Source organism: Xanthomonas sp. MUS 060 (assembly GCF_000963215.1).
Lineage (GTDB): Bacteria > Pseudomonadota > Gammaproteobacteria > Xanthomonadales > Xanthomonadaceae > Xanthomonas_A.
The window spans coordinates 370,211-388,064 of sequence record NZ_JZIM01000002.1 but is presented as its reverse complement, the minus strand read 5'-3'; the positions used below and the strand labels follow the sequence as shown (position 1 = coordinate 388,064).

Annotated in this window: 13 protein-coding genes and 1 pseudogene; 10 read left to right on the top strand and 4 right to left on the bottom strand. The window is 64.3% G+C overall.

Annotation, left to right across the window (positions count from 1 at the left end; all coding sequences use genetic code 11):
- The first annotated feature begins 76 nt into the window (after nucleotides 1–76).
- The 4 genes and pseudogenes from XANALMUS060_RS17435 to proC all read left to right on the top strand — a co-directional run bounded on the left by XANALMUS060_RS17435 (nucleotide 77) and on the right by proC (nucleotide 4,543).
- The gene (locus XANALMUS060_RS17435; protein WP_052688099.1) at nucleotides 77–1,894 is read left to right on the top strand and encodes a hypothetical protein; all 1,818 of its coding nucleotides are present in this window, start codon (nucleotides 77–79) and stop codon (nucleotides 1,892–1,894) included.
- Between the two features lie 79 nt (nucleotides 1,895–1,973).
- Nucleotides 1,974–2,210: pseudogene (locus XANALMUS060_RS04655) on the top strand (alanine racemase); the annotation flags it as partial.
- Between the two features lie 311 nt (nucleotides 2,211–2,521).
- Nucleotides 2,522–3,550, top strand: coding sequence for a hypothetical protein (locus XANALMUS060_RS04650; RefSeq protein WP_045737333.1), 1,029 nt, complete (start codon nucleotides 2,522–2,524; stop codon nucleotides 3,548–3,550).
- Between the two features lie 150 nt (nucleotides 3,551–3,700).
- Entirely contained in the window at nucleotides 3,701–4,543 is an 843-nt protein-coding gene (proC, locus tag XANALMUS060_RS04645; protein WP_045737332.1) for a pyrroline-5-carboxylate reductase, read from the top strand.
- Between the two features lie 189 nt (nucleotides 4,544–4,732).
- Here the strand turns inward: proC and pdxH are convergent, their stop codons facing one another.
- A complete protein-coding gene (pdxH, locus tag XANALMUS060_RS04640; RefSeq protein ID WP_045737401.1) occupies nucleotides 4,733–5,341 on the bottom strand; it encodes a pyridoxamine 5'-phosphate oxidase in 609 nt (202 codons plus the stop codon).
- Between the two features lie 115 nt (nucleotides 5,342–5,456).
- On the opposite strand from pdxH, the gene XANALMUS060_RS04635 reads away from it, so the two are divergent.
- Nucleotides 5,457–5,999 (top strand): shikimate kinase, encoded by a 543-nt coding sequence (locus tag XANALMUS060_RS04635; protein ID WP_045737331.1) that lies wholly within the window; start codon nucleotides 5,457–5,459, stop codon nucleotides 5,997–5,999.
- A complete protein-coding gene (aroB, locus tag XANALMUS060_RS04630; RefSeq protein WP_045737330.1) occupies nucleotides 5,996–7,105 on the top strand; it encodes a 3-dehydroquinate synthase in 1,110 nt (369 codons plus the stop codon). Before XANALMUS060_RS04635 ends, aroB begins: the two co-directional genes overlap by 4 nt.
- Nucleotides 7,106–7,204: 99 nt before the next feature.
- Here aroB and XANALMUS060_RS04625 read toward each other — a convergent pair whose 3' ends face one another.
- The 3 genes from XANALMUS060_RS04625 to XANALMUS060_RS04615 are packed head-to-tail and all read right to left on the bottom strand — an operon-like array spanning nucleotide 7,205 to nucleotide 13,025.
- The gene (locus XANALMUS060_RS04625) at nucleotides 7,205–8,656 is read right to left on the bottom strand and encodes an efflux transporter outer membrane subunit (RefSeq protein ID WP_052688103.1); all 1,452 of its coding nucleotides are present in this window, start codon (nucleotides 8,654–8,656) and stop codon (nucleotides 7,205–7,207) included.
- Nucleotides 8,656–11,856, bottom strand: a complete 3,201-nt coding sequence (locus tag XANALMUS060_RS04620) for an efflux RND transporter permease subunit (protein WP_045737329.1) — start codon at nucleotides 11,854–11,856, stop codon at nucleotides 8,656–8,658. Before XANALMUS060_RS04620 ends, XANALMUS060_RS04625 begins: the two co-directional genes overlap by 1 nt.
- Nucleotides 11,853–13,025 (bottom strand): efflux RND transporter periplasmic adaptor subunit, encoded by a 1,173-nt coding sequence (locus tag XANALMUS060_RS04615; RefSeq protein ID WP_235430359.1) that lies wholly within the window; start codon nucleotides 13,023–13,025, stop codon nucleotides 11,853–11,855. The genes XANALMUS060_RS04620 and XANALMUS060_RS04615 overlap by 4 nt, the downstream gene beginning before the upstream one ends.
- Nucleotides 13,026–13,441: 416 nt before the next feature.
- On the opposite strand from XANALMUS060_RS04615, the gene XANALMUS060_RS04610 reads away from it, so the two are divergent.
- From XANALMUS060_RS04610 to mdtD, 4 genes are all read left to right on the top strand, one after another.
- Nucleotides 13,442–13,696: a WGR domain-containing protein gene (locus XANALMUS060_RS04610; protein ID WP_045737328.1), complete on the top strand. Its 255-nt coding sequence runs from the start codon at nucleotides 13,442–13,444 to the stop codon at nucleotides 13,694–13,696.
- Nucleotides 13,697–13,707: 11 nt separating this feature from the next.
- Nucleotides 13,708–14,772 (top strand): uroporphyrinogen decarboxylase, encoded by a 1,065-nt coding sequence (gene hemE / locus XANALMUS060_RS04605; RefSeq protein ID WP_045737327.1) that lies wholly within the window; start codon nucleotides 13,708–13,710, stop codon nucleotides 14,770–14,772.
- Nucleotides 14,773–14,860: 88 nt separating this feature from the next.
- Nucleotides 14,861–16,054 carry a serine hydrolase domain-containing protein gene (locus XANALMUS060_RS04600; RefSeq protein WP_045737326.1) on the top strand — a complete coding sequence of 398 codons (1,194 nt, stop codon included), beginning with the start codon at nucleotides 14,861–14,863 and terminating at the stop codon, nucleotides 16,052–16,054.
- 288 nt (nucleotides 16,055–16,342) lie between these two features.
- Nucleotides 16,343–17,779 (top strand): multidrug transporter subunit MdtD, encoded by a 1,437-nt coding sequence (gene mdtD, locus XANALMUS060_RS04595; RefSeq protein WP_045737325.1) that lies wholly within the window; start codon nucleotides 16,343–16,345, stop codon nucleotides 17,777–17,779.
- Nucleotides 17,780–17,854 lie beyond the last annotated feature (75 nt).

Sequence of the window (17,854 nt, the reverse complement as noted above, 5' to 3'; positions counted from 1 at the left end):
GGCTCTGATACGCCCCGGCGGCGGGCTGTCCGCCGCCCATGGCCGAATGTGCTCGGCGCCAATGAGATCATCAAAGATGAAAGCATCCACCAAATCATTGCTTGGCTCCTGCTTGATCGCGTTGTTGCATTCAACCGCAGCAACCGCCGCACCAGCGGCGGCATGGGATACGAACGAAGCACGGATGACACCCGAGGAAGTCCAGGCGCATAAAAACTGGCGCGACACCATGGCGCATCAGCCCACGCCGGCAGAAGGCTGCTTCCACGCCAACTACCCCGACACCACTTGGCAAGCCGACACCTGCACAACCCTGCCGCCTCGCGTGTACTCCAATCCGCACCCGCGCAACACCCGCATGCGCACCATCCAGGCCGTCGGCAACGGCGGCGACTACGTGCTCAGCTCCGCTACGCTCATCAGCAAGACCGTCGGTAGCTTCCCCAAGGTCAGCGGCGTCACCTCCGAGCGCGGCCTCAACGGCAGCGGCGGCCTCGGTCCCGACGAATACTCGTTGCAGATCAATTCAAACGACGATGCCACCACCAGCGCATGCGCAGACCGATCAGACTGCACAGTGTGGCAACAGTTCATCTACGACAACGGCGGTTCCGAGAAGCAGGCAGGACTATTCATGCAGTACTGGCTGCAGAACTACGGCTCCGACTGCCCCAGTGGCTGGGTCAGCGACGGCAATGTCAGTTGCTATCGCAACAGCAACGCCGTCGTGTTGCCCAGCGTGCCGGCCACGCATCTGGCCAACCTCAAGCTGACCGGCTCGGCGAACGCCAACGGCCTGGATACCGTGACCTTCACCAATGGCAACACTGCCCACAGCGTCAGCGCCAGTGACAACGCGGTCAATATCGCAACGGTATGGACGGATTCGGAATTCAACGTGTTCGGCAATTCGAATTCATCGCGCGCGAATTTCAACCGGGGTTCGTCGATCACGGTGAAAGTGGCCGCGTTCAATGGCGACACGGCCGCCCCGACCTGCACGGAAAACTGGCGCGACACCATGGCGCATCAGCCCACGCCGGCAGAAGGCTGCTTCCACGCCAACTACCCCGACACCACTTGGCAAGCCGACACCTGCACAACCCTGCCGCCTCGCGTGTACTCCAATCCGCACCCGCGCAACACCCGCATGCGCACCATCCAGGCCGTCGGCAACGGCGGCGACTACGTGCTCAGCTCCGCTACGCTCATCAGCAAGACCGTCGGTAGCTTCCCCAAGGTCAGCGGCGTCACCTCCGAGCGCGGCCTCAACGGCAGCGGCGGCCTCGGTCCCGACGAATACTCGTTGCAGATCAATTCAAACGACGATGCCACCACCAGCGCATGCGCAGACCGATCAGACTGCACAGTGTGGCAACAGTTCATCTACGACAACGGCGGTTCCGAGAAGCAGGCAGGACTATTCATGCAGTACTGGCTGCAGAACTACGGCTCCGACTGCCCCAGTGGCTGGGTCAGCGACGGCAATGTCAGTTGCTATCGCAACAGCAACGCCGTCGTGTTGCCCAGCGTGCCGGCCACGCATCTGGCCAACCTCAAGCTGACCGGCTCGGCGAACGCCAACGGCCTGGATACCGTGACCTTCACCAATGGCAACACTGCCCACAGCGTCAGCGCCAGTGACAACGCGGTCAATATCGCAACGGTATGGACGGATTCGGAATTCAACGTGTTCGGCAATTCGAATTCATCGCGCGCGAATTTCAACCGGGGTTCGTCGATCACGGTGAAAGTGGCCGCGTTCAATGGCGACACGGCCGCCCCGACCTGCACGGCGGGCGGCACCACCGCCGAGACCAACAACCTGTATCTAGGCAATTGTTACGCCACTGGGGGCAATATGCCTTCGATCACGTTCACCGAGGCGAACTGATCCGTCCCGCGCCGGCGCGGCAAACCGTCGCCGGCGCATTACACGCAGCACAGCAGACCGACCCAGCCGCACCGACCACGCCATCGCCGCGCAGCCAGCATTGGTCTTGCCTGGGCTGATGGCCATTCCCGCCCCCCGGCCCGAGACCGAACGCCGCGACGCCGCTTTCATGCGCATGCGCACACTGTTCGAGCGACTGCGTAACACGTCCGCGCAGGTGGACACGCTGTCGATGGGGATGAGCGGCGATTTCGCCCAGGTAACCGCCGCAAGCACGACGCTGGTCCGTCGCGGCACCGCGCTGTTCGGCGCGCGCGCCGCACGCGGCGCAATACACCACGCGCAACCGTCCGCAGGAATGCCACGCGCCCCCGGATTGCCCACGAGTTCAGTGGCGCCACCCGACTCTTGAATTTCAAGCGTCTGAAATATTTAGAATTTAGAGTCGAAAGCAGATAAAAGTCAGCAACAGGACGGTGACCGTCTCGCTTTCATCAAATCACGATTCGTTAAATGGTTAACGTTCTTGGCGCGCGGTATTAGGTTCCGATGGCTTCTGGCGGCGGCTCCTCCACCGCCCATCGCCGAATGCACTCGGCTACAACAAGGTCATAGAAGGTCATAGAGATGCAAGTATCAAGCAAATTTCTGTTTGGCTCCTGCTTTATCGCACTGCTGCACTTGCCCGCGGCGATCGCCGCGCCGACAACGACACCAGCATCGGACACCGACGAAGCGCGGATGACGCCCTACGAAATCCAGGCACACGCGGACTGGCGCGAGACTATGGCGCATCAGCGCACGCCGACGAAAGGCTGTTTCCACGCCAACTACCCCGACACGACTTGGCACGCGCAGGCCTGCACGACCCTGCCCCCACTCGTGCACCCGACCCACCGCAACGCGCGCAACACCCGATTGAGCGCCATCCAAAGCGTCGGCAACGGCAACGACTACGTGCTCAGCTCCGATAGTCTCATCAGCCAGACCGTCGGCAGCTTCCCCCGGGTCAGCGGAGTCACCTCCGAAAGCGGTGGCGGCACCGGTGGCGCCAACCAATACTCGTTGCAAATCAATTCCAACTACGATGCCACCACCAATGCCTGCGCAGACCGATCGGACTGCACTGTGTGGCAACAGTTCATCTACGCCGACAACGGTCCCGAGGCACAGGGCGGTGTATTCATGCAGTATTGGCTGCAAAACTACGGTTCCGACTGCCCCACCGACTGGATCAGCGACGGCAATACAAGCTGCTACCGCAGCAGCGACGGGATCAGCGCGCCAAACGTGCCGGCCACCCAACTGGCCAGCGTCAAGCTCACCGCCTCGGCCGTCGCCGACGGCACGGACACCGTGACCCTCACCTACGGCGGCACCGCCTACAGCGTCAGCGCCAGTGACAACGTGCTCGATATCGCCACGGTGTGGACGGATTCGGAATTCAACGTGTTCGGCAACGGCGGTGCGTCCCAGGCGAATTTCAACCGGGGTTCGTCGATCACGGTGAAGGTGGCCGCGCTCAATGGCGACACCGCCGCCCCGACCTGCACCTCGGGTCAAGGCACCACCGGCGAGACCAACAACCTGTATCTTGGCAACTGTCATGCTCTCGGCGGCCAGATGCCATCGATCACCTTCACCGAGGCGAACTGACCCCTCCCGCGCCGGCGCGAGACCCTCGCCGGCGCAATCTCCACCGTGGCGCCGGATGTCGCCAGCCACCACGCCACACCGCGCAGCACGACCGTGGCGTGGCGTAACCGCTACCATGGCACTTCCTTTTTCCCGCCATGGTGCTGTGTGATGTCCTCTGCTTCCCAGGCCTCTCGCGCTGCCGACATTGGCTTCGTCGGCGGCGGCAATATGGCGCGCAGCCTGATCGCCGGCCTGATCCGCCAAGGCGTCGATCCGCAGCGCATTTGCGTCGCCGAGCCGGTGGCCGCGTTGCGCAAGGCGCTGGCCGCGGACTACGCCGTCCAATCGGTCGACACCGCCGCAACAGCGGTTGATGGTGCAGGGGTATGGATCTTCGCGGTCAAACCGCAGGTACTGCGTAGCGTCTGCAGCGAGGTGGCAGCGCTGGCGCTGACGCAGCGACCACTCTTGGTATCGATCGCCGCCGGCATCACCACCGACCAACTCGACCGCTGGCTGGGCGGCGGACACGCCCTGATCCGGGCGATGCCGAACACAGCCGCCCTGCTCGGCGCCGGCGTCAGCGGCCTGTTCGCCAATGCCCGCACCAACGCCGCCCAGCGCGCGCGCGCCGAACAACTGCTGGCCGCAGCCGGCGTCACCGTATGGGTCGAGGACGAGGCGTTGATCGACGCGGTCACCGCCGTATCCGGCAGCGGCCCGGCCTACGTGTTTCTGCTCGCCGAAGCGATGGAAACCGCCGGCATCGCGCAAGGCTTGTCAGCCGAGGCGGCGCGCACGCTGGTCCAGCAAACCCTGCTCGGCGCCGCGCGCATGCTTACCGAGTCCGGCGAAGCGCCGAGCGTCCTGCGGCAACGAGTGACTTCGCCCAATGGCACCACCCAGGCCGCGATCGAGACCTTTCAGGCCGGCGGCTTCGAAGCACTAACCGCCGCCGCGATCGCCGCAGCAGCAGCGCGCGGCCGCGCCCTGTCGGCCGCCAACGACTGAACCGGAGCCGCGCTGCAACCCACTGCGCACCGAGCGCATCCCAGACATGCGGGATCATCGTTCGGGCAAACCCCGGCCGAAATCAGACTCGATCGCGCGAGACAACCAGATACACGATGCGTTCGGCCTAGGCGAACACGCGCAGACGCAGGTCCGCTGCAAGCGCGGCGCGAACCGAGAACGTCTCGGTCATGGGAACAGCATGCGTTTGCTCCAGTGGCCCGCAACGTCGGCCTCGTAGCGCCAGCGCTCGTGCAGGCGGTACTTGGCGCCGTACCAGAACTCGAAACTGCGCGGAATCACGCGGAACCCACCCCAACCGTCCGGGCGCGGCACTTCGCGGCCCTCGAAGCTGGCCTCGGCCTTGGCCACGCGCTCCTCGAACTCTTCACGCGAGTGCAGCGTATGCGATTGCGCCGAAGCCCAGGCACCGATCTGACTCATGCGCGGGCGCGAGGCAAAATACGCATCGGCCTCGGCATCGGCAACAAGATGCACCTCGCCATCGATACGCACCTGCACGCCGTCTTCGCGCATGCGTCGCCACAGAAACAACAACGATGCCTGTGGATTGGCCTGCAACTCGCGTCCCTTCTGGCTATCTAGATGGCTATAGAACACAAAACCACGCGCGTCATAGGCCTTCAGCAGCACGACACGCGAAGATGGACGTGCTTCCAGCGTCGCCGAGGACACCACCATGGCGTTGTATTCGGCCTCGTCGCTGACGCGCGCCTCGGCAAATAGGTCGGTGAACGTGGACAACGCTTCCTGGTAGAGATCGGGCGGGCATGACAGCAAACACTCGGCGGACCAAGCGCTATTGTCGCCCCAGGCGCTGGCCGACGCACGCGCGTTGGCGCAGCGCTGCGCCAACGCGCGGGGCGAGGTGGGTCTCTGCTAGCATCTGCGGATGAATCCCGCCCCCAATTTGGTGCTGGTCGGCCCGATGGGCGCTGGCAAGAGTGTCATCGGCCGCCGCCTGGCCGAGCGCTTCTGTCTGGTCTTCGTCGATAGCGACCAGGCCATCGTCGAGCGCACCGGCGCTAGCATCCCCGCACTGTTCGAGCGAAGCGGCGAAGCAGGCTTCCGCGAGCACGAGCGCGCCTTCCTGCAAAGCGTGCTGGATACTCCCGGCCACCTCATTTCCACTGGCGGCGGCGCCGTGCTCAACGCCGACAGCCGCCGCGAGATGCGCGAACACGGCTTCGTGGTGTACCTGCGTGTCGGCGTCGACGAGCAGTTGCAGCGCCTGCAACGCGACCGCAACCGCCCGCTGTTGCACGAAGGAGACCGCGAGCAGGTACTGCGTGACTTGCAAGCGGTGCGCGAGCCGCTGTACCGCGAGGTCGCCGACCTGATCATGGACACCGACAACCTCACTCCCGCCGAGGCCACCGCACAACTGGTCGTGCGCCTGATCGCGTCGTGGAAACTTCCGGAACCCACTGTATGAGCGCCGCATCGCGCACGGTCGAGGTCGCTGGCGACCCGGCCTACACCATCCGTATCGAGCCGGGACTGCTCGACAACGGCACCTTGCTGGCCACACACGTGCGTGGCCGCCATGTCCTGCTGCTCAGCGACAGCCACGTCGCGCCGCTGTATGCGCAGCAGGTCCGCGAGGCATTGCTGGCCGCACGCCCGCAGTTGCAGATCGGCGCATTCGTGATCGCCGCTGGCGAGGCGTCCAAGACCCTGGACAGTTTCGGCGGGGCGATTGCCGCCCTGGCCGAACTCGGCGCCACCCGCGACGCTTGCGTGCTGGCCCTGGGCGGCGGCGTGGTCGGCGACCTGGCCGGCTTCGCCGCCGCATGCTGGATGCGTGGCGTGGACTGCGTGCAGTTGCCGACCACGCTGCTGGCGATGGTCGACTCCTCGGTCGGCGGCAAGACCGCCGTGGACATCGCGCAAGGCAAGAACCTCGTCGGCGCATTCCATCCGCCGCGCGCCGTGCTGGCCGACACCACCACACTGCGCACCCTGCCGCCACGGGAATTGCGTGCTGGATTAGCCGAGGTGATCAAGTACGGCGCCATCCGCGACCCGCTGTTCTTCGAATGGCTGCACGCCGAACGCCACGCGCTGCTGGCGGCCGACCCTGCCGCACTGGCGCAGGCCATCGCGCGCAGTTGCGAACACAAGGCCGACATCGTCGCCCGCGATCCGCTGGAAAAAGGCGAGCGCGCCCTGCTCAACCTCGGCCACACCTTCGGCCACGCCATCGAGACAGAGCAAGGCTACGGCGCACCCGATAACAGCAACCTCAACCATGGCGAAGCGATCGCGGTGGGCATGGTACTGGCCGCCGAATTATCGGCACGACTGGGCCTGGCTTCGGCACAGGACACCGCGCGGCTGCGCGCCCAGCTCATCGACTTCGGCCTCCCCACGACGTTGCCGAGCGGACTGGCGCCGCAAGCATTGCTGGCACGCATGCGCCTGGACAAGAAAAACCTGGCAGGTCGCCTACGCCTGGTATTGTGGCGTGGCATCGGCCACGCCGAAATCGTCCCCGACGTGGACGAAGCCGAGGTCCTGGCGGTGCTGGCCGCCGGCTGAGCGGCAACACCGCCGCGACGCTCACGCATTGGCGCCTGTCTCGATGCCTGACGCAATGCAGCAGCACGCATTGCGAGGCGGACAAACGCCCAGGCCGACTCAGTTCTGCACGCTTTCCAACGTCGCATCGCCGCCGAGGGTTCGATACAGCGTCACCCGATTGGTCGCCTTGACCAGCTCCGTCGCGACCAGACCGCGTTGTGCCGCGTAGTAGCTGCGCTGCGCATCGAGATTGGACAGGAACGGCTCGACACCGCCGCGATAGCGCTGATCGCTGAATTGATAGTTGCTGGCGGAATCGGCCACGAGATTTTGCTGCGCAAGCAACTGCGCATCGATGGTGCCGCGTCTGGCCAGCGCATCGGAGACTTCGCTGAAGGCCGTTTGCAGGGTCTTTTCGTATGTCGCCAATGCGGCGTCGCGTTGTGCCTGGGTGTATTTCACGTTGGCTCGCGCCGCGCCGGCGTCGAAAATGGCCGCGCTCGCGCCAGCCCCCACCGTCCTGTTGAATGCGGCGTGCGTGAACAGGTCCGACAGTGCCGTACTGCTCAACCCCAGCATGCCGGTCAGGGTGATGCGCGGGAACAACGCTGCGCGAGCGGCGCCAATCTGGGCATTGACCGCGCGCAATTCGTACTCCGCCTGCACCACGTCAGGCCGGCGCAGCAGAATGCTCGAATCCAGTCCAGCCGGCAGTTCGCCGATGCTCGCCGCAGCGTCCTGGATCGAGCCCGGCAACAGGGCCGGATCCACCGGGCCACCCACCAGCAGACGCAGCGCGTTGACGTCCTGGGCCATCGCGGTGGTCTGCTCGGCCAGGTCCGATTGCGCCGTATGCAGCACCTGGTTGGCCTGATACAGATCCGAATGCGGCGCGATCCCACCCTCGAACCGCTGCCGGGTCAGCGCAACGCTCAGGCTCGCGCTTTGCACCGTGTCCTGCGCGATCTTCAGCAGGCTGCTATCGCTGGCGTAGGTCAACCACGCCGTGGCGATGTCACCGACCAACGTCAGGCGGGTGGCGCGCGCGGCGGCCTCTTGTTCCAGGTAACGCTGTTGCGCGGCAGTGGTCAGCGAGCGAACCCGTCCGAACAAGTCGATTTCGAACGCGGTGATGCCGACACCGAGGCTGTAATCGCGGCTATCGCCTTGCGCTGGGGCGACAACCGTCGTTGCGCCCGACCCGCCTGCCGTGGCTGGCGCCGCTGCCGCGCCCCTGCCTCGATAAGAACGCACGCCGTTCGCCGTCCCACTGACCTCGGGCAGCAATTCGGCGCGCTGGATCCGATATTGCGCACGCGCCTGGGCGATGTTGGCAATGGCAATCCGTAAATCCCGATTATTGTCCAATGCTTGCGCAATCAGACGCTGTAGCCGCGGGTCACGAAATATTTGCCGATACGTGAGCGAAGGCAGCGCCGCTTCGTTCCGCGTCAGGTAGGCGTCGCCTGCCGGCCACGACGGCGGTATCGGCGGTGCGGGACGTACATAAACCGGTGCCAGGCGACATGCCGACAGCAGGCACACCATCATGACGGCGATATAACGCATCAGGCCGGCTCTGCCATCGATGGCGCAGGCGGCGGCGTGTTCGCGCCGCGACGCGCACGGCGGCGCAGCATCCATTCCGCCATCGCGATATGGAACGCCGGTGTCAGATAGAGGGTCAACGCCTGCGAAAAGAGCAAGCCACCCACGACCGCGATGCCGAGCGGGCGGCGCGCTTCGGCGCCTGCACCGAAGCCCAGCGCGATGGGCAACGAGCCAAGGACCGCCGCGAGGGTCGTCATCATGATCGGACGGAAGCGCACCTTCGCCGCTTCGATCATCGCCGCGCGTGGATGTTTCCATTGTTCCTCGCCCGAACGCTCCAGTTCCAGCGCGTAATCCACCATCATGATGCCGTTCTTCTTGACCAGCCCGACCAGCAGAATGAGACCGACAAAACTGAAAAGATTCAACTCCTGCCTGAAAAGCACCAACATGAAAATGGCACCGAATCCGGCGAGCGGAAGCGAGGTCAGGATCGTGATCGGGTGCAACGCATCCTCGTAGAGAATCGCGAGCACGCCGTAGATCAGCAGCACCGTGATGAGCAGCAGCATCGGCAGCGTCTTCAACGAATTTTCGAACGCCTGCGCCGAGCCGGCGAACTGGCCGCTGATGGCGCGTGCGTCGCCCTTGCCCAGCGTCTGCGCCATCAGGTTGCCGATCCCGGCAGCGGCATCGCCCAATGCGACACCGGGCGCCAGATTCATCGACAGCGTCACCGCTGGCAGGCCGGCATAGTGATTGATCGCCACCGGACCGACGCCCATGCGCACGTCCGCCACCGCGCGAAGCGGCACCATCGGGCCGCCTGCGGCGGTCAACACCGCGCTGGTGCCCGAACTGCTGTTGGAGGTCTGCGTGCCGATCGCGGTGATACCCGGGTTCTGGTTGCCATTGAAGGACAAGGCATCCAGCGCGTTGAGATCGGCCTGCGCCGATGGCGCGACCTGCAGCAGCACCTCGTACTGATCGGTGTCGCCATAGATGGTGCTGATCTTGCGCCCGCCGTATGCGCTCTGCAGTGTGTCCTGCACACCGGCGGCGGTGACGCCCAAGGATGCGGCCTGCTCGCGATGCAGGATCACATCGATTTCGGGATTCTTGATCTGCAGGTCGCTTTTCGGATCCTGGATCTGCTGAAGACGCTTGATACTTTGCAGGATCGTCTCCGACTGGGCGTACAGCGCCTTCTGGTCGGTGGACTGCAGCACGTATTGCAAGGATCCGTTCGACGCCGTCGGCCCCATGTCGATCGCCGGCGGATTGCGCATGTTGAGCGTGATGCCTTCAATCTTGGCCACCTTCGCGCGGACCTGCTGGATGACATCGTCCGCGGTGCCCTTGCGTTCGGAAAGCGGTTTAAGCCCGATCAGCAAGCGTCCACTGTTACTGAGCGTGCCACTCGAACCGATCACCGATTCCACATTGGCGACGTTCGGATCGGCTTGAATGATCTTGACCACCGCGTTCTGTTTGGCAACGAAATCGGCGAAGGCGGTGCCTTCCGGCACGCGGGTCTCACCATCGATCTTTCCGGAATCGACCTGGGGAATGAAACCCTTATCGACGATGGCATAGACGCCCGCCGTGCCGAACAACGTCGCGATGCCGATCACGCACATCAAGCCGACGTGGCGCGTGGCCCATTCGAGAGAGCGCGTATAACCGCGCTCGGATGCATCGATGAGCCGGTCGAAGCGTTCGAACACCCAGCCCGCACTCTTCTTCGGATCGAGCCAGCGACTGGCCAGCATCGGCGTGAGCGTCAGCGAGATGATCCCGGAGAGGATGACCGCGATCGCGATCACCATGCCGAACTCGGAGAACAGCCGTCCGACCAAGCCACCCATGAACACGATCGGCAAGAACACCGCCGACAACGAAAGCGTCATCGACAACACGGTGAAACCGATTTCCTTGGAGGCCATCATCGCCGCCTCCATGCGGCTGGCGCCCTGTTCGGCATGGCGGACGATATTCTCGATCACGACGATCGCATCGTCGACCACGAAGCCGACCGACAAGGTCAGCGCCAGCATCGAGATATTATCGAGGCTGTAGTGCAACAGGTGCATCACCGCGAAGGTGCCGATCAACGAGGTCGGCAGCGCCAGGGCGACGATCAACGTCGCGATCCAACTGCGGAGAAAGAGCAGGATCACGACGATCACCAGCACCAGCGATCCAACCAGCGTCCACTCCACGTCCTCCACCGACGCACCGATGTAATCGCCACGGTCGTAGAGCACGTCGAGTTCGGTATCGCCGGGCAGTTGCGCGCGAATCCCTGGCAGCGCCGCCTGGATGCCTTTCGTCACCGACAACGTATTGGCCCCCGGCTGACGATGAATGTTGATCTCGATCGCACGCTGGCCGTTGAGGGACGCCGCGGTCTGCAGGTTTTCGACACTATCTTGTGCATGTCCGACATCCTGGAAACGCACCGGCGCGCCGTCCGCGTAGGTCAAGACCAGTTTGTCGAAATCGGCCGCCGTCTTGAGCTGCCCATCGGCCTTGACGGTGTAGGAACGCGCACGCCCCATCAGCGTCCCTGCCGGCGCGTTGCTGTTGCCGGCCTGCACGGCAGAAACGATCTGGTCAAATCCCAGATGTCGGGCGGCGAGCAGGTGCGGATTGACGAACAGACGCACGGCATACTTCTGCGCGCCATTGACGTCGATCTGCCCGGCACCCGGCACCGAGGCCAGACGCAACGCGACACGGTCCTTGGCGAACTGGTTGAGCAGTGGCAGCGCGATTGTCTTCGAGCGCAGGATCAGATGCATGATCGGCGCGGCGCTGGGATCCTCCTTCTGGATCTGCGCCGGATTGATTTCACGCGGCAGCAGCCCGGCCGCCTGCGAGACCGCATTTTGCACATCCTGCGCCGCCGCATCGACATTGCGACTCAACGAAAATTGCAGCACGATCCGCGTGGCGCCGACGCTGCTCGTCGAGCTCATCGTATCCAGCCCCTGCAGGCCGCTGAACTGGCGTTCCAGCGGCGTCGCCACGGCCGCCGCCATCGTCTCGGGATTGGCGCCCGGAAGCGACATGTTGACGGTGATCGTGGGGAAACTGACATCGGGCAGTTCGCTCACCGGCAGCGCGAAATAGGCCATGCCGCCTGCCAGCACAAGCGCGATCATCACGATCGATGTCATCACCGCACGACGGATGAAGACGGCCGATAGATTCACGCATGCCGTCCCGTCACCGCCGCATCCTGCGCGGTGCGTTGATTGCTCGATTGCACGGCGGAACCATCGCGCAGTTCATTTGGCACCGTCAGGATGACGGTATCGCCCGTGCGCAAGCCCTTGGCGATCACCGCCTGCCCATCGATCAAGCGGGCCACGCTCAGCGGACGCGAGACCGCGCGCCCGTTGACCACGCAGTAGACATACGCACCATGCTGCCCCTGCTGCAACGCGCCCTCGGGAACGGACAGGACCTGCGGATCTTCCGCAAGGATCACCCGAACGGTCACGAACTGCCCGGGCCAGAGTGTCCCGTCGGCATTGGCGAAACGCGCACGCAGTGCAAGCGTCCCGCTACTGGTATCGAAGGCATTATCGAGAAAATACAACTGACCACGGTCGAGCAGTTTGCCACTCACCGAATCCAGCGCCAGGACAGGCAGCCCGATGCCATCGCGCCCTGCGCGTGCCGCGCGCACGGCATCGACCTGCACGTGCGCAAGCGCGAAGCTCGTCTCGATCGGCGCGTTCACGTTGATGGTCACCAACGCAGTCCCCGCGCCGTTGGAAACGAGATTACCCGGCTTGACCGCGATGGCCCCAGCCCGCCCGTCGATGGGCGCGCGAATCTGGGTGTAGGCCAACGATAGCTGAGTCTGCTCGACCTGGGCCTGATCGGAAGCGACAGTTGCACGCAAGGACCGCAACGCCTCGGCCGCTGTGATGTAGGTCTTCGGATCGACCGCGCCGGTCTTGGAAAGTTTGCTGTAACGCGCTTCGGTATCGGCGGCATCGGCGGCGAGCGCTTGATCGCGCGCAAGAGTGGCGCGCGCCTGGGCCAGCGCTGTGCGCAGTGGCCGGGGATCGATCGTGAACAGCAGTTGTCCCTTGTGGACCTGCTCGCCATCGTGAATCAGCGCCGATTGCAGCACACCGTCGGTCTGCGGGCGGACAGTGACCGTGTGCGGCGAGGTGATCGTGCCCGAGGTTTCGATGATATCCGGCACCCCATGCGGTGCAACCGTCATCGTCTCCACCCGCAATGGCGCAGGAGCCGGCGTCGGCTGGCGGCGATGCGCGATCCAGTACCAGACGGCAGCGATCACAAGGCACGACACAATCAGCCCTGCAAGCACCCCAACCCGCCCCACACCGCGATTGGCGCGCATTTTAGCCACGGTTGTCTCCTCGCGCCTTGGCGTGCATCGCCGCACCGACATCATCGTTGGCGGCGCGCTTCAAGGCACCAAGCCCCGCACTGAGATCGGCGTTTTGCTCGGGAAAAGATGCATTTCTGTGACTTGCATGCCGGCCGGGTCCGCAATCGGAGTGAATGACTATGCGCCATAGCATAGGTTCCAGCATTGTGTGCGAACGCGGTGGCCATGCCAATCACGGCGACGTCACAACGACGGCAAAGGCAAGAGGACGCGACACGGCACCTCGGTAGACGCTTCCAAGCCCGGCTGCCGCAGGCATGGGGTGACATGGCAATACCTGAAACTACCTGAAACCGCGTTTTCGCCAACATCCGGCCAGCATGCGCCGATGAGCCGCACGCACGAGCAACAGCTACAATCCGTGCATGCGTGTCTTCCTGCAACAACGCCCCGACGGCAACGAGCCGCCGCGCTACATCCAACTGATCCTGCAACCGGACCTGTTCGGTGGCTGGGAACTACTACGCGAAAGCGGCCAGATCGGCGGGCGCGCGCAACTCAAGCGCGCGCAATACCTGCATCAACACGAGGCCCATGCCGCCTTCGAAAAAGCCCGCGATGCGCAACTCAAGCGCGGCTTCCAGGTCATCTCCACCCGTGGCGCCGACGCGCCGCACTGAGGAATCTTCCCATGCTCAAGAACGACCGCCTGCTGCGCGCGCTGCGCCGCGAGCCCGTGGACCAGACCCCCGTATGGCTGATGCGCCAAGCCGGGCGCTACCTGCCCGAGTATCGCGCCACGCGCGCCCGCGCCGGCAGCTTCCTGGCGATGGCCAAAACCCCGGAACTGGCCTGCGAGGTGACCCTGCAGCCACTGGCGCGTTTCCCCCTGGACGCGGCGATCCTGTTCTCCGACATCCTCACCATTCCCGATGCGATGGGCCTGGAGTTGTACTTCGTCGAAGGCGAAGGCCCCAAGTTCCGCCATCCGGTGCGCGATGCGGCGGCCATCGCCCGGCTCGGCGTGCCGGACATGGAAACCGAACTGCGCTACGTGATGGATGCGGTGCGGGTGATCCGCCGCGAACTGGACGGCAGCGTACCGCTGATCGGGTTTTCCGGAAGCCCGTGGACGCTGGCCTGCTACATGGTCGAAGGCGGCGGCAGCGACAACTACGCGCGGATCAAGGCGATGGCGTTGAACGACCCGAGCGCCTTGCACCGGCTATTGTCGGTCAATACCGATGCGGTGATCGCCTACCTGGCGGCGCAGCGCGCGGCCGGCGCGCAGGCGCTGCAGGTCTTCGATACCTGGGGCGGCGTACTCAGCCCGGCGATGTACCGCGAATTTTCGCTACCCTACCTGCTGCGCATCGCCCGCGAACTGGCACGCGGCGAGGGCGTCGAACGCACACCGCTGATCCTGTTCGGCAAGGGCAATGCGCCCTACCTGGAGGAACTGGCCGCTTCGGGTGCCGAAGGCGTGGGCGTGGATTGGACCATCGATCTGGCCGATGCGGCGCGCCGCACCGGTGGTCGCGTCGCCCTGCAAGGCAATCTGGATCCAGCGGTACTGTACGGTGCGCCCGAGGCCATCGAGCGCCAGGTACAGCACGTGCTGCACAGCTACGCCGAGGGCAACGGTTCGCCGGACGGTCATGTGTTCAACCTCGGCCATGGGCTGTCACCGGACATGCAGCCTGAACACGTCGGCGCACTGATCGCGGCGGTGCAGCGGCACGGTCGGCGCGGTTGATGCGCCGGATCGCGACGCTGCCCGGCGTTTGTCGTCGCGACCGCAGCCACTAGAATCGGAGGCAGCGCCCCCGCCGAATGGGTTGCAGATGACCGCTTCCCCGTTTGCACTGGATGCTTTTGCGACTGGCACCGTCCTGTCGCCCCGCATCGACGCCGTGGTCCAGGAAGCGCTGGAGCAACGGCGTCTGGTCGGCGTGCGCGTGCTGGTCGCCCACAACGGCACCTTGATCCACCAACAGGCCGCTGGCTGGGCGGACCGCGAACGCCAGCGACCGATGACCATGAAGACGCTATGCCGACTGGGATCGGTGAGCAAGCTCATCGTCTCGACCGCAGCGTTGGTGCTGGCGGCACAAGGCAAGCTGGACCTGGACGCGGATATCGTCCGTTGGCTGCCCGAGTTCCAGCCGCATCTGGCCGATGGCCGCATCGCCCGGATCAGCGTCAGGCAATTGCTCGGCCACACCGCCGGGCTGGGCTATCGCTTCCTCGAAACCGATGCCGACGGGCCCTACACGCGAGCCGGGGTGTCCGATGGCATGGACATGCAGATCATCAGCCTGGAGGAGAACCTGCGCCGCATCGCCAGCGTGCCGCTGCTATACGAGCCAGGCACCGCCTGGGGCTATTCGTTGGCGACGGATATCCTGGGTGCGTTGATCGAGCGCGTACACGACGCGCCACTGGACGAAAGTGTGCGGCAACTGGTCACCGATCCGCTGGCCATGCACGACACCGGCTTCGTCGTGGATGATCCACAGCGCATGGACACGGTCTATGTCAACGACACGCCACAGCCGCATCTGCTGGCCGAAGGCGAAGTCGTGCCGGCCTTCGAGGGCAAACTGCGCCTGAGCTTCAGCCCGGGCCGCATCTTCGATGCACGGATGTTTCTTTCGGGCGGAGCGGGCATGGCCGGGAGCGCGACGGACTTCCTGCAGTTGCTAGAAACCCTGCGCCAGGACGGCGGCACGCTATTGCCCAGTGCACTGATCGCGGACATGCAACGCGATCACAGCGGGGGATGGAAGATGTCCAGCGCGCCAGGTTTCGGCTATGGTCTGGGTTATATGGTGCTACGCGACCGGCAACTCGCCGCGACGCCGGAATCGGTCGGCACCTGGCGCTGGTGCAGCGCCTATGGACACAGTTGGTTCGTGGATCCGGAGCGCCAGCTGAGTGTGCTCGCCTTCAGCAACACCATTCACGAAGGCATGTGCGGCCATTTCGTCACCGCACTTCGCGATGCGGTCTATGCCACGCTCGACCAACCGCGATAACCCCGCACGGCGTTCCACCACCGTTGCAGTGCAGCGCACTGAAGCTGACACAAGTCCGCGAGGCTCGCACCCACGACAGCAAGCAAGCCGCACGGCATTGCCAAGCTCAGCGCGATGGCGTCGCTGCCTATCGAACGTCACCACCGCCCCTCTCTATCGCATGCAGGCAAGCGCCTCGCGCGGCAGGCTGAAAGCGCAGGAGGCAAATGACCGCTGTCTACACCAAGCCGACACCATAACGACCTGAACTACGCCATCATTGTTTTTTAAGCCACAGCATGCAGGTCGATGTCTGCGCCATCACCCGACCCGCTGACCATCCCCACTCGGCAGAATTTCCGCCCGCTGCTGTGGTTGGTGTCGCTGGCGATCTTCATGCAGATGCTGGATGCGACCATCGTCAACACCGCGCTGCCGGCGATGGCACGCAGCCTGCAGCAAAGTCCGCTGCAGATGCAGTCGGTGGTATTCAGTTATGCGCTGGCCGTGGCCATGTTCATCCCCGCCTCCGGCTGGATCGCGGATCGTTACGGCACCCGCCGGGTCTTCCTGGTGGCGATCGTGTTGTTCACCCTGGGCTCGCTGCTGTGTGCAGCGGCGACGCGCCTGCACTATCTGGTCGCCGCGCGAGTGCTGCAAGGCATCGGCGGTGCAATGTTGCTGCCCGTCGGACGACTGGCCGTGATGCGTTCGGTATCACGCGCGAAGTTTCTCAGCGCGATGAGCTTCATCGCCATCCCTTCGCTAATCGGGCCGCTGGTCGGGCCGGCCCTGGGCGGCTGGCTGGTGCAGATGACCTCGTGGCACTGGGTGTTTCTGATCAATCTACCGATCGGCGCGGCCGGCTTCGCTGCCGCATTGAAGATCATGCCCGACCTCTATGGCGAGCAGCGCACCCACTTCGACCTGATTGGTTACGGCATGCTGGCCTTCGGCATGGTGGCGTTGTCGCTGGCACTGGACGGCATCTCCGAGCTAGGCCTGCGCCACGCATTCGTGATGCTGCTGGCAGTCGCTGGGCTGGCGGCGCTCATCGGCTACTGGCTGCATGCAGCCAACACGCCGGCTCCGTTGTTCCCGCCACATCTGTTCAAGGTGGTCAGTTTTCGCATCGGCATCCTCGGCAATTTGTTCTCGCGCATGGGCAGCGGCAGCATGCCATTGCTGATCCCGTTACTGCTGCAGGTCGGCCTGGACATCCCTCCGATGCGCGCCGGCCTGATGATGATCCCAGTGGCACTGGCCGGAATGGCATCCAAGCGCGCTGCGGTGAAACTGGTCGAGCGCTTTGGCTACCGTCGAGTGCTGATGACCAATACGGTGCTGGTCGGCACCGCGATGGCGAGCTTCGTGCTGCTCGATTCGGGCCAGGCACTGGGCTGGCAACTTCTGCAACTCACCGTGTTCGGCGCAGTCAATGCGTTGCAATTCACCGTCATGAACACGGTCACCCTGCGCGATCTGGAACGCGATCAGGCCAGCGCCGGCAACAGTCTTTTGTCGATGGTAATGATGCTGACCACCGGCTTCGGCGCTGCGGCCTCTGGCAGTCTGCTGGCGGCCTTCGGCGACTATTTTGGCGACAGCCACGGTGCCGTCATCGCCCTGCATGCGACCTTCGTTTGCGTCGGCGCAATGACGCTGACCTCCACTTTGATTTTCTGGCAATTACCGGATATGCCATCGCATCCGAAGCAGGTCGAGGATGTGGCGGTGGCCGAGTAAACGCGGCCCAGAGTTGCGGCAAACTGCGGCTTGCCTGGAAAGGCGATCCAACGCTACAACCGCGGCACGTACATT